The 12,296-nt window shown below is 45.7% G+C and carries 10 protein-coding genes and 1 other RNA gene; all 11 read left to right on the top strand.

All coding sequences use genetic code 11. From position 1 onward, the window contains the following. Positions 1-67 precede the first annotated feature (67 nt). The 11 genes from rsmI (at position 68) to murG (ending at position 12,294) form a co-directional block, all read left to right on the top strand. On the top strand, positions 68-931 hold the full coding sequence (gene rsmI / locus P4S58_RS12600; RefSeq protein ID WP_102954434.1) for a 16S rRNA (cytidine(1402)-2'-O)-methyltransferase: 864 nt from the start codon (positions 68-70) through the stop codon (positions 929-931). A 91-nt stretch (positions 932-1,022) separates the two neighbouring features. Then, positions 1,023-1,452, top strand: an RNA gene (rnpB, locus tag P4S58_RS12595) — RNase P RNA component class A. Between the two features lie 186 nt (positions 1,453-1,638). Then, positions 1,639-2,589: a 16S rRNA (cytosine(1402)-N(4))-methyltransferase RsmH gene (gene rsmH, locus P4S58_RS12590; RefSeq protein ID WP_042480470.1), complete on the top strand. Its 951-nt coding sequence runs from the start codon at positions 1,639-1,641 to the stop codon at positions 2,587-2,589. A gap of 7 nt (positions 2,590-2,596) precedes the next feature. Next, entirely contained in the window at positions 2,597-2,914 is a 318-nt protein-coding gene (ftsL, locus tag P4S58_RS12585) for a cell division protein FtsL (RefSeq protein ID WP_042480467.1), read from the top strand. A gap of 70 nt (positions 2,915-2,984) precedes the next feature. Further along, positions 2,985-4,667, top strand: a complete 1,683-nt coding sequence (locus tag P4S58_RS12580) for a penicillin-binding transpeptidase domain-containing protein (protein WP_255209349.1) — start codon at positions 2,985-2,987, stop codon at positions 4,665-4,667. Positions 4,668-4,687: 20 nt separating this feature from the next. Next, positions 4,688-6,172 (top strand): UDP-N-acetylmuramoyl-L-alanyl-D-glutamate--2,6-diaminopimelate ligase, encoded by a 1,485-nt coding sequence (gene murE, locus P4S58_RS12575; RefSeq protein WP_337164186.1) that lies wholly within the window; start codon positions 4,688-4,690, stop codon positions 6,170-6,172. Then, the gene (locus P4S58_RS12570) at positions 6,169-7,530 is read left to right on the top strand and encodes a UDP-N-acetylmuramoyl-tripeptide--D-alanyl-D-alanine ligase (protein ID WP_337164184.1); all 1,362 of its coding nucleotides are present in this window, start codon (positions 6,169-6,171) and stop codon (positions 7,528-7,530) included. Before murE ends, P4S58_RS12570 begins: the two co-directional genes overlap by 4 nt. After that, on the top strand, positions 7,527-8,609 hold the full coding sequence (gene mraY, locus P4S58_RS12565; protein ID WP_042480455.1) for a phospho-N-acetylmuramoyl-pentapeptide-transferase: 1,083 nt from the start codon (positions 7,527-7,529) through the stop codon (positions 8,607-8,609). Before P4S58_RS12570 ends, mraY begins: the two co-directional genes overlap by 4 nt. A 74-nt stretch (positions 8,610-8,683) precedes the next feature. Next, positions 8,684-10,012 (top strand): UDP-N-acetylmuramoyl-L-alanine--D-glutamate ligase, encoded by a 1,329-nt coding sequence (murD, locus tag P4S58_RS12560; protein WP_337164182.1) that lies wholly within the window; start codon positions 8,684-8,686, stop codon positions 10,010-10,012. Positions 10,013-10,049: 37 nt separating this feature from the next. After that, positions 10,050-11,240, top strand: a complete 1,191-nt coding sequence (gene ftsW / locus P4S58_RS12555; RefSeq protein WP_337164181.1) for a cell division protein FtsW — start codon at positions 10,050-10,052, stop codon at positions 11,238-11,240. Next, the gene (murG, locus tag P4S58_RS12550; RefSeq protein WP_337164180.1) at positions 11,230-12,294 is read left to right on the top strand and encodes an undecaprenyldiphospho-muramoylpentapeptide beta-N-acetylglucosaminyltransferase; all 1,065 of its coding nucleotides are present in this window, start codon (positions 11,230-11,232) and stop codon (positions 12,292-12,294) included. Before ftsW ends, murG begins: the two co-directional genes overlap by 11 nt. Positions 12,295-12,296: the final 2 nt, after the last annotated feature.

The following is a 12,296-nucleotide window of genomic DNA, read 5'->3' as shown; positions in this document are numbered from 1 at the left end:
CATGAGTTCTTTTCATTATCCCGAGTGAAATTGTCTCTATATTAATCGTTGAAGTGATGGTAAACAAATGACAGATAACAAAACCTTGCCGGCAGAGGTCCCAACTTTATACATTGTTCCTACTCCGATAGGCAATTTAGGGGATATTACCCAGCGCGCCTTAGACGTGCTCTCAAGTGTTGACGTTATCGCAGCAGAAGATACTCGCCATACAGGCAAATTACTTTCTCACTTTAATATCCAAACCAAAACCTTCGCTTTGCATGATCACAACGAACAACAAAAAGCTCAAGTATTAGTTGAAAAATTGTTAGCTGGAGAATCAATTGCATTGGTTTCGGATGCTGGAACACCACTTATCAGTGATCCAGGATACCACTTGGTGACACAATGTCGTCAGGCTGGAGTTAAAGTTGTGCCACTTCCAGGTGCGTGTGCGGTAATTACAGCGTTAAGTGCCTCTGGTCTGCCGTCAGACCGCTTTAGCTTTGAAGGCTTCTTGCCTGCGAAAAGCAAGGGCCGTAAAGATAAATTTATGGAAATTGCAAAAGTTGAGCGAACTTGTATCTTCTATGAATCTCCACATCGTATTACGGAATCGCTGCAAGATATGCTGTCAGTCCTTGGTCCAGAGCGAGAAGTGGTATTGGCTCGTGAGTTAACGAAAACTTTTGAAACGATTCAAGGTATGCCGCTTGGCGAGTTGATTGAATGGATTGAAGAAGACGAAAACCGCAAACGTGGTGAAATGGTGTTGCTTATCCATGGACACAGAGAGCAAGCAGAAGACGCTCTTCCTGATGAAGCATTGCGTACTCTAGCTATCTTGACTAAAGAATTGCCACTTAAGAAAGCGGCGGCATTAGCTGCAGAAATTTACAACCTGAAGAAAAATGCGCTTTATAAGTGGGGATTGGAAAATCTGGATTAATCGTCTGGATTTTAAGCATCTGAGGGTTAATTGGCGCTTGGAAGGCATTCTTCCTAGACACTGAGTTGAGTTATCTATAGAATTCGCGCTCGGAGTTGACTGGGTAGTCGCTGCTTTGTTGATGTCCTTCGGGAGACTGGCGTTGAAGTCCTTTGGGAGACTGACGTTGACGTCCTTCGGGAGACTGACAAAGGGGAGGAAAGTCCGGGCTCCATAGAGCAGGGTGCCAGGTAACGCCTGGGGGGCGCAAGCCTACGACAAGTGCAGCAGAGAGAAGACCGCCGATGGCCCGTAAGGGATCAGGTAAGGGTGAAAGGGTGCGGTAAGAGCGCACCGTGCGTCTGGCAACAGTTCGTAGCAAGGTAAACTCCACCCGGAGCAAGACCAAATAGGCCTCCACATTGCGTTGCTCGCGTAAGGAGGCGGGTAGGTTGCTTGAGCCAGTGAGTGATTGCTGGCCTAGACGAATGGCTACTGCCGCGCAAGCGGAACAGAACCCGGCTTATACGTCGACTCCACCTATTTCAGACCCATCATAACTACCTCGTTATGATGGGTTTTTTGCTTTATATTGACTTAGTTGATAGCAAAACCACTAAACTTAGTACAATGTCACGCCCTGTAAGCGCTTATGGGTAGCAGTAGTGTAAGAATTCGGTACACTACAGAATGATTATGTACGGGCTGGCCCGCAGAACGAGAAACTTATGACTGACACTTTCCAACATATTTCTGTACTTCTTCATGAATCAATTGATGGCTTAGCGATCAAACCTGATGGTATCTATATTGATGGAACTTTTGGCCGTGGTGGTCACAGTCGTACCATTCTGTCCAAACTGGGTGAAAACGGGCGTCTATACAGTATTGACCGCGATCCACAAGCAATCGCAGAAGCACAGAAGATTGATGATCCTCGTTTCACTATCGTACATGGCCCATTCTCTGGTATCGCTGAGTACGCTGAACGTTATGATTTAGTTGGAAAAGTCGATGGTGTTCTGTTTGATTTAGGCGTGTCGTCACCACAACTTGATGACGCAGAACGAGGCTTCAGTTTTATGAAAGATGGCCCTCTGGATATGCGTATGGATCCAACGTCAGGTATCCCCGTTTCTCAGTGGTTGATGGAAGCTGACCTTGATGACATTACTTGGGTGATTCGTGAGTTTGGTGAAGACAAACACGCTCGCCGCATCGCTAAAGCCATTGTTGCTTATCGTGAAGACGAAGAGAACGAGCCGCTAACACGTACCAGTCAGTTAGCGAAGTTAATTTCTGATGCAGCACCAAAAAGTTTTAAAGAGAAAAAGCACCCAGCAACTCGTGCTTTCCAAGCATTCCGCATCTACATCAACAGTGAACTGGAAGAAATTGATACGGCATTAAAAGGTGCGGCATCAATTCTGGCTCCTGAAGGTCGTCTATCGGTGATCAGCTTTCACTCGTTAGAAGATCGCATGGTGAAACGCTTTATTCGTAAAGAGAGTAAAGGTCCGGAAGTTCCTCATGGTATTCCTCTTACTCAAGACCAAATCAAAGCTTTGGGTAGCGCCAATTTAAAAGCGATAGGCAAAGCGATTATGCCTTCGAAAGAAGAAGTTGAAATGAATCCACGCTCACGCAGTTCGGTTCTACGTATTGCTGAGAAACTTTGATTTATTTATGCCTCAATCTAAAACTAACCTTGCCAAACTGATCGTCGTTGACCTGTTTACTGTGGGTCGGGTGCCGTTAGTGTTATTAATCTTGATCTTTGCGAGTGCAATGGGCGTGGTATTTACCACCCATCACACTCGCCAAGCTATTTCTGAAAAAGATCAGGCTTTTATGGAAAGGGATAGATTGGATAATGAATGGCGCAATTTGATTCTCGAAGAAACTGCTCTTGCTGAACACAGCCGAGTTCAAGAACTTGCTCAAAAAGATCTGGAAATGAAACGTCCGGATGCGGATAAGGAAGTTGTGGTTAACCTGAAATGAAAAAAAGCCAGTTCAAGCAAAAGCTAAATCTAACAAATCCGCCAATAAACCTGCTCCATCCAAAGAAGCGATGCCAGCTCCAGTTTTCATCCGCTGGCGTTTCTATCTGCTTATTTTCTTTCTTCTGGTCGCTATGGCTGCGCTTATCGGGCGTGTCGCTTTTATCCAAGTTATCGAGCCTGACAACTTAATCCGCGAAGGGGATATGCGATCTATTCGTGCAAAAGAACTGCATTCGGCGCGCGGTATTATCTCAGACAGAAATGGTGAAGCGATCGCCGTTAGTGTTCCCGTGGAAGCAGTCTGGGCAGATCCGGTAGCCATTTTTAAAAATGGCGGGTTGCAGGAAAAAGATCGCTGGCATGCTCTTGCTGATGTGTTGGGGTTAGACCGCAATGCGCTATTGAAAAAAATCTCAGACAACAGCACGCGTCGTTTTATCTACCTTCAACGCCAAGTGAGTCCTGCGATGGCGAAATATATTCGCGAGTTAAAACTCAATGGTGTTGGCCTAAAAGCCGAATCTCGTCGCTATTATCCCGCAGGTGAAGTGAGTGCTCATCTTATCGGTGTAACTGGCATTGATGGTCACGGTTTGGAAGGCGCGGAGCGCAGTTACGACAAATGGCTAACCGGTGAATCAGGTAAAAGCATTATTCGTAAAGACAGATATGGTCGTGTCGTAGAAAACATCTCACTAGAAGAGAGTGAGGAAGGTAAACCACTGCAACTGACAATTGACCAACGTCTGCAAGCAATTGCTTTTCGCGCGGTAAAGCAGGCGATGGCCGATTACCGAGCAACGTCCGCCTCTGCTGTGATGTTAGATGTGAAAACAGGTGCTGTACTGGCGATGGTTAACGCGCCGTCTTACAACCCGAATAACCGTAACGACTGGCAAAGTTTCAAAATGCGTAACCGTGTTATTACGGACGCGTTTGAACCGGGTTCAACGGTGAAGCCTTTTGTCGTTCTTGCTGCTTTAGCTAATGGTATAGCCGATAAAAACACCATTATTGATACCGGTGATGGCGTGTTGCAGATCGGTGGTAGCCGTGTGCGCGACACATCGAAAGTCGGCAAAGCTAATCTGCAAATGATTTTGAAAAAGTCGAGCAACGTTGGTGTGACGAAACTTGCTCTTCAAATGCCTCTCGAAGCGCTGTTGGGTATGTATAACTCTGTTGGTTTGGGAGAAATGTCTGGGCTTAACCTAGTCGGTGAAACCGCGGGTATTTTCCCAAGCCGCAACCGCTGGTCTCAATTTGAAATTGCCACACTCGCTTTTGGATACGGCTTGGCAATTACTCCAATCCAATTAGCACATGCTTATGCCACTTTAGGTAATTTCGGGGTTTATCAACCTATTCATATTATCGAGAACAATCAACAGGATCTGTCGCATCGCGTGGTGGACGCTAAGTACGCAAAACAAGTGCTGGAAATGTTAGAAACCGTGACTCAGCCCGGTGGTACGGCGGTTAAAGCTGCGGTTCCTGGGTATCGTATTGCAGCAAAATCAGGAACATCGCGTAAAGCTATTGCTGGTGGGTATAGTGATGAATACTTTGCTTACACAGCTGGTGTTGCTCCAGTTAGCGATCCGAGAATTTCGCTGGTGGTGATGGTCAATGAACCTCAAGGTGATTCCTACTACGGCGGCGCAGTAGCGGGTCCTGTTTTCTCAGAGATCATGAAAGGGGCATTGCAAATTCTGAACATTGTCCCTGACGAAAACAAATTTCAAGAATAACAATTAGTGTGAGAATCCGTATGAACACTAGTAAGGCTTTATCTGAACTTATCTCTCCTTGGCTTCAAGCAAACCCAGCTTGGGCCAATATCTCTGTTACTCATTTAGATCTCGACAGCCGTAAAATTCAGGCTGGTGATACTTTTGTTGCCATCGTTGGTCATGCTGTTGATGGCAGAAAATTTATAGATACCGCTATAGAACGTGGCGCAAATGCCGTGTTAGCTCAAGCGTGTTCGCTCAACAATCACGGCCATGTTGAATGGAAATCGGACGTTCCAGTTATCTATATTGATCAACTTGATCAGCATTTGTCTGAACTGGCTGGAAATCTGTATGGTTCTCACCAAAGTCGTTTAGTAGGCGTTACCGGAACCAACGGTAAAACCACAATTACTCAGCTCATTGCACAGTGGATTGATTTATTGGGGCAAAAAGCGGCGGTGATGGGAACGACAGGTAATGGCTTCCTTGCTAACTTAGCTCCTGCAGCAAACACCACTGGCAGCGCGATTGAGATTCAGGCTCAGTTGTACCAGCTCGCCAAGCAAGGTGCAGACTTCACCGCTTTAGAAGTTTCTTCCCATGGTTTGGTGCAAGGGCGAGTGAAAAAGCTCAATTTTGATGTGGGCGTATTTTCGAACCTAAGTCGTGATCATCTGGATTATCACGGCACCATGGAAGAGTATGCGAAGGCTAAATTTTCTCTCTTCACCGAACACCAATGTAAAAATGCAATTATCAATGTTGATGATACGGTGGGCTTGGAGTGGAGCGCCAAGCTGCCTCACGCTGTTGGCATTTCTTTGAAATCAAAACCTAATACAGAGCGAGCGCTTTGGGCAACACAAGTCAATTATGCAGAAACGGGGATTACCCTTCGTTTTGACGGTAGTTGGGGCACTGGCGAACTTCACGTTCCTTTGATTGGTGAATTTAACGCGTCGAACGTTTTGCAAGCTTTTGCGACAATGTTATCGCTGGGTTTTGCGAAAGAAGAACTAATCAAAACCGCGCCACAACTAAAACCAGTGCTTGGCCGCATGGAACTGTTCCAAGTGCCGAATAAAGCAAAAATCGTTGTGGATTATGCTCATACTCCAGACGCATTAGAGAAAGCGCTGCTGGCGCTTCGAGTGCATTGCAGCGGTAAGCTTTGGGCAATTGTTGGCTGTGGCGGTGACCGTGATAAAGGCAAACGCCCTATGATGGCTTCAATTGCTGAAAAGTTTGCCGATCGTGTCATCCTCACCGATGACAATCCGCGTAGTGAAGATCCGGCCGCAATTGTACAAGATATGCTGGCAGGCTTAGACAAACCGGATGAAGCTCAGATTGAGCACAGCCGTTATTTGGCAGCAAAATTTGCGGTTGATAATGCTGAAGCGGATGACATCATCCTGTTGGCCGGAAAAGGTCATGAAGATTACCAAGTGATGGCGCATGAAACCGTTCATTATTCAGACCGAGAGTCTGCTCAAACCTTATTGGGGTTAGCATTATGATTAAGACATCTTTATCCCAGTTAAGTGAAGTTTTAAGTGCGCGTTTAGTCGGTCAAGACTGCAATATCGAAGCGGTGACTACTGATACTCGTCAGGTGCCAGAGAAGGCGCTATTTGTTGCTTTGGTCGGTGAGCGTTTTGATGCGCACGACTTTGCCCAGCAAGCTTTGGACAATGGTGCTTGTGCGCTTTTGGTAGAACGAGAGTTAGATATTGCTTTACCTCAGTTAATTGTTGCCAATAGCAAACTAGCATTGGGTAAGCTCGGTGCATGGGTTCACCAAGTATGTGCTACCCCGACAGTTGCGATTACTGGCAGTTGCGGTAAAACCACAGTGAAAGAGATGGTAGCGAGTATTTTGTCTTCCAAAGGACAGGTGCTTTTCACTTCGGGTAACTTTAACAATGATATTGGTGTACCTCTGACTCTGCTTCGTTCGACGGAGCAAGATGATTACGCGGTCATCGAACTTGGTGCCAACCACATTGGTGAAATTGCCTATACCACCGAATTAGTTCAACCGGATGTTGCCTTAGTGAACAATGTGGCCGCTGCCCACTTGGAAGGTTTTGGCTCTATTGACGGTGTGAAACGTGCCAAAGGTGAAATTTATCAAGGCTTAAAAGCAGCAAGTACAGCGATAGTCAATCTTGAAAGCAATGGTGGCGAACTGTGGCAATCTGTATTGGCAGACAAAACGGTGAAAACCTTTTCAGCCCTGAACACGAGTGCAGATTTTCATGCGAAGAACGTTCAACTGGATTCAGCCGGTCAAGCCTCATTTGATATGGTGACACCAATTGGTGAGATTCGCATTTCTTTAAACATTATTGGTCAGCACAACGTGTCTAATGCGCTAGCGGCATCAGCTCTGGCAATTGAAATGGGCGCGACGTTAAACGAAATTCAATTTGGTTTGTCTCATTTACCTAAGGTGAAAGGCAGAGTAGATGTGCAAAAGTTAACCGATAACATCACATTAATTGATGACAGCTACAACGCGAGTGTTCCGGCTATGAAAGCTGCGGTTGACTTGTTGGCGAGTTTTTCTGACAGCCGTTGGTTAATTTTAGGCAATATGGCGGAGTTGGGTGATGAAAGTCTTGCACTTCACCAACAAGTCGGAGAACATGCTGCACCATTCAATTTTGAATTTGTCTTGACCTATGGCGCTGATGCGAAAGTGATTAGCGATGTTTGTCATGGTAAGCATTTTGAAAGTCATCAAGAGATGATCAGTTTCATCGAGCAGGTTCTAGAACAACAACAGAATCATTCTCATGTGCTGTTAGTCAAAGGCGCTAATAGTGCAGGTATGAGTAAGATTGCTGCTGCTCTTAAGGAGAATTACTCATGATTATTTGGCTAGCGGAGTTACTCCAGCCATATTTTTCGTTTTTTCGTTTGTTCGAATACCTATCATTTCGAGCAATTGTGAGCATTTTGACGGCACTTGCACTGTCGTTATGGATGGGGCCTCACTTAATTAAGCGCTTACAACTTCTGCAAATTGGTCAAGTCGTTCGTAATGACGGACCTGAATCTCACTTTAGTAAGCGTGGTACACCGACTATGGGCGGTGTGATGATCTTAGCGTCTATTTTTGCCACGGTTCTGCTTTGGGCGGATCTTTCCAACCCTTACGTATGGGCCGTATTAGCGGTTCTTGGTGGTTATGGCGCCGTCGGATTTGTTGATGACTATCGTAAAGTGGTGCGTAAGAACACCGATGGTTTGATCGCGCGCTGGAAATACTTCTGGCAATCAGCCATTGCTCTGGTTGTCGCTTTTGCCTTGTATGCACATGGTAAAGATACAGCTGCGACTCAATTAGTTGTGCCTTTCTTCAAAGACATCATGCCTCAGTTGGGAATGCTCTACATTGTTCTGACTTATTTTGTCATTGTCGGTACCAGCAACGCCGTAAACCTTACAGATGGTTTAGATGGATTGGCGATTATGCCCACTGTGCTTGTATCGGCCGGTTTTGGTGTGATTGCATGGGCAACGGGTAATGTTAACTTTGCAAGTTACCTTCATATTCCATACATCCCTTACACTTCAGAGTTGGTGGTAGTGTGTACCGCCATTGTTGGTGCTGGCTTAGGTTTCTTATGGTTTAACACTTACCCAGCACAAGTGTTTATGGGCGATGTCGGTTCGTTGGCTCTTGGTGGCGCTTTAGGTACCATCGCGGTACTTGTTCGTCAAGAATTTGTGTTGGTTATCATGGGCGGTGTATTCGTCATGGAAACCATTTCTGTGATCCTACAGGTGGGTTCATACAAACTCCGTGGTCAACGTATTTTCCGTATGGCACCCATTCATCACCACTATGAACTGAAAGGTTGGCCAGAGCCGCGCGTAATCGTTCGTTTTTGGATCATCTCGATTGTGTTAGTTTTAATTGGCTTAGCAACACTTAAAGTACGTTAATAGCTAAAGTACGTTAGTTACGAGCTAAACAGAAATAATGATTGGGGAATATCCCCAAAGGATATGGATTTAAAATGGACCGTTGGCAAGGCATTCAGCATGTTGTGGTCGTAGGGCTCGGTATTACCGGGCTCTCTGTCGTTAATTATCTGCGAAAGTTTCATCCTCAAATTGAGGTGAAAGTGATTGATACTCGCGAAAATCCGCCGAGCAAAGAACAGCTTCCAGCAGACGTCGCTTTACATAGCGGCGGCTGGAATATGGATTGGTTGTTGGCCGCAGATATGATCGTGGCAAATCCGGGGATTGCGTTAGCGACACCGCAGGTTCAACAAGCGATTGCCGCCAATATTCCTGTAGTAGGTGATATCGAACTGTTTGCTTGGCAAGTGCAAAAACCAGTAGTCGCAATTACGGGCTCCAATGGTAAAAGTACAGTTACCGACCTCATGGGTGTGCTAGGCAACGCGGCTGGGATTAAAACTTCGATTGGTGGCAATATCGGTGTTCCAGCGCTCGATTTGCTCTCTGAAGATTCTGATCTTTATGTTCTTGAACTGTCGAGTTTTCAACTTGAAACGACTTCCAGCCTAAAGCTTAAAGCGGCAGCATTTTTAAATCTTTCTGAAGATCATATGGATCGCTATGACGGTATGGAATCTTACCGCCAAGCTAAATTACGCATCTTTGAACATGCTGAAACCTTAGTTGTGAACGCCGATGATCGTCAAACCTATCCAGATTCAAACAGCGCTAATCTGGTGAGTTTTGGCTTAGATAATCCTGCGGATTTCTACACTAAAGAGAACCAAGGGCAAGAGTGGTTAATGGCTGTTGATGAAGCTGTATTACCATCGGCAGAGCTGAGCTTAGTCGGGCGTCACAATGTAGCCAATGTATTAACTGTTCTGGCGTTACTTAAAGCGGCTGGTATTGATTACAGTGACTCACTGCTCAGTGCATTGAAGTCTTACACCGGATTGACGCATCGTTGTCAGGTGGTTGAAGACAAAAATGGTGTTAAGTGGGTAAATGACTCGAAAGCCACAAACGTAGCAAGCACGCTAGCGGCGCTATCAGGTTTATCTCTGGAAGGGCGTTTGTATTTGATGGTTGGCGGACTCGGTAAAGGCGCAGATTTCTCTTCGCTCAAGCCTGTATTCGCAACTTTACCTCTGAAACTTTGTTGTTTTGGCGCAGATGGCGATCAGTTTATGCCTCTTCACTCGTCTGCACGTCGATTTGAGACAATGGAACAGGTAGTTAAAACCATTCATCCTGAGCTAAAACAAGGCGATATGGTGTTACTGTCACCTGCTTGTGCCAGCATGGATCAGTTTAAGAACTTTATGGACCGAGGCGAGCAGTTTGCCGCTCTAGCTAAACAATTTGCAGACAAGTAACTTGCGCCTAAGAGTCAAGTAATCGAAAGGTAATGTTTTGGGACGATTTAAACCAGTAAATTCTATTCATAAGTGGCTACGAACACCCTCCCCAGAGGCTTTGTTTGATCGTCAGCTCGTCTGGATAGCATTGGGTTTAATGTTGATTGGTCTTGTGATGGTGACATCCGCATCGTTTCCGATCAGTTCAAGGCTAACGGATCAACCGTTCCACTTTATGTTTCGCCATGCTCTGTTCTTGTTATTAGCAATCATTACCTCATCGGTCATTTTGCAAATACCTATTCAGCGTTGGTCTCAATATAGCTCTGCATTACTCGCTATATCTTTTTTTCTGTTAGTTGTTGTATTGATCGGTGGTAAATCGGTTAACGGTGCATCTCGCTGGATTCCTTTGGGGCTATTTAACTTGCAGCCAGCAGAGGTCGCAAAGCTGTCACTGTTCATCTTTATGTCGGGTTACTTGGTTCGTAAACAGGATGAAGTTCGGGAGACTTTCTTTGGCGGATTCATCAAACCTATCTTGGTGTTTATGGCGTTAGCGGTATTGCTGCTGTTGCAGCCGGACTTAGGTACTGTGGTTGTGATGCTGGTGACTTTGTTCGGCATGTTGTTTATTGCTGGTGCGAAGTTGTCCCAGTTCCTCGCCTTAATGGTGGCCGGTATTTTGGTGATTGTCGGACTCATTGCCGCAGAACCTTATCGTATACGCCGTGTAACTTCTTTTCTTGACCCTTGGGATGACCCGTTCGGAAGCGGTTATCAGTTAACTCAATCACTGATGGCGTTTGGCCGTGGTGAGTGGTTGGGTCAGGGACTAGGTAATTCCATTCAGAAGTTGGAATACCTTCCTGAAGCGCATACCGACTTCGTATTTGCAGTCGTAGGTGAAGAACTTGGCTTTGTTGGCGTAGTACTGATTTTAATGCTGATATTTAGTCTGGTTCTCAAAGCGGCTTTCATCGGTAAAAAGGCATTTGAACATGACCACCAGTTTGGTGGCTATTTGGCACTCAGTATCGGTATCTGGTTTGCTTTTCAAACGCTGGTTAACGTTGGTGCTGCCGCTGGTATGGTGCCAACCAAAGGTCTTACTTTACCCCTGATTAGTTACGGTGGTTCCAGTTTAATTGTTATGTCGGTAGCAGTATCTATTTTGCTTCGTATTGATCATGAATGCCGAGTAGAACGAGTTCGACAGATAGAAGAAAATACGGATGAAGAATAAGAAACGTTTAATGGTGATGGCTGGTGGTACTGGCGGTCACGTTTTCCCGGGATTGGCAGTGGCGAAGAAGCTTCAACAGCAAGGCTGGGAAATTCGCTGGTTAGGTACGGCTGACCGTATGGAAGCCGACTTAGTACCTAAGCATGGCATTGAGATTGATTTTATTCGTGTAAAAGGGCTGCGTGGACAAGGTATTGCTCGTTTGATTAAAGCGCCTTTTCAAATCATTAATGCCATTTTGCAAGCCAGACGCCACATGAAAGCTTGGCAACCCGATGCGGTACTTGGTATGGGCGGATACGTCAGCGGACCTGGTGGTATCGCTGCTTGGTTGCAAGGTATCCCCGTTATTCTGCATGAACAAAATGCGGTCGCAGGCTTAACCAATCAGTGGTTATCGAAAATTGCATCGCGAGTGTTTCAGGCTTTTAATGGTGCATTTCCGAATGCGCCTGTGGTCGGAAACCCTGTTCGTACGGATGTCGTTGAACTGCCCGAGCCGAATCAACGTCTTGCTGAACGCAGTGGCCCTATCCGTGTGTTGGTCATGGGCGGTAGCCAAGGTGCTAGAATTCTCAATCAAACATTACCGGAAGTGATGGCTAAATTAGGCGAAGGCTATGAAGTGCGTCATCAGGCTGGTAAAGACAATCAAGCGGAAGTTGAGCAAGCTTACCAAGTGGCTGGTGCTAAGAACTTTCAGGTAACCGAATTTATTGATGATGTTGCGCAAGCTTATGCATGGGCGGATTTGTTAGTTTGTCGCTCTGGTGCGTTAACGGTTTCAGAAATTTCAGCAGCGGGCGTTGCTGCTATTTTCATCCCATTTATACACAAAGATAGGCAACAAGCACTGAATGCCGATCATTTAGTAGAATGTGGCGCAGCCAAAATGATAGAACAACCGCAATTGACGGTTGAAAAGCTCAGTCAAACTATTGCTCAACTCGAACGTACCCAATTATTAGATATGGCTAACAAAGCTCGTCAAGCAGCAAAATTAGATGCAGACCAAGTGGTTGCTGATGCCATTATCGCTATTACTGAGAAATGAGA

Source organism: Vibrio sp. Hal054 (assembly GCF_037162405.1).
GTDB classification, from domain to species: Bacteria; Pseudomonadota; Gammaproteobacteria; order Enterobacterales; family Vibrionaceae; genus Vibrio; species Vibrio diazotrophicus.
The sequence above is the reverse complement of the archived record's forward strand: the minus strand, read 5'-3'. Positions and strand labels throughout refer to the sequence as shown.

Coding starts and splice junctions, on each gene's coding strand:
- rsmI (WP_102954434.1), top strand. CDS start 68: ATGACAGATAACAAAACCTTGCCGGCAGAGGTCCCAACTTTATACATT.
- rsmH (WP_042480470.1), top strand. CDS start 1,639: ATGACTGACACTTTCCAACATATTTCTGTACTTCTTCATGAATCAATT.
- ftsL (WP_042480467.1), top strand. CDS start 2,597: ATGCCTCAATCTAAAACTAACCTTGCCAAACTGATCGTCGTTGACCTG.
- P4S58_RS12580 (WP_255209349.1), top strand. CDS start 2,985: ATGCCAGCTCCAGTTTTCATCCGCTGGCGTTTCTATCTGCTTATTTTC.
- murE (WP_337164186.1), top strand. CDS start 4,688: ATGAACACTAGTAAGGCTTTATCTGAACTTATCTCTCCTTGGCTTCAA.
- P4S58_RS12570 (WP_337164184.1), top strand. CDS start 6,169: ATGATTAAGACATCTTTATCCCAGTTAAGTGAAGTTTTAAGTGCGCGT.
- mraY (WP_042480455.1), top strand. CDS start 7,527: ATGATTATTTGGCTAGCGGAGTTACTCCAGCCATATTTTTCGTTTTTT.
- murD (WP_337164182.1), top strand. CDS start 8,684: ATGGACCGTTGGCAAGGCATTCAGCATGTTGTGGTCGTAGGGCTCGGT.
- murG (WP_337164180.1), top strand. CDS start 11,230: ATGAAGAATAAGAAACGTTTAATGGTGATGGCTGGTGGTACTGGCGGT.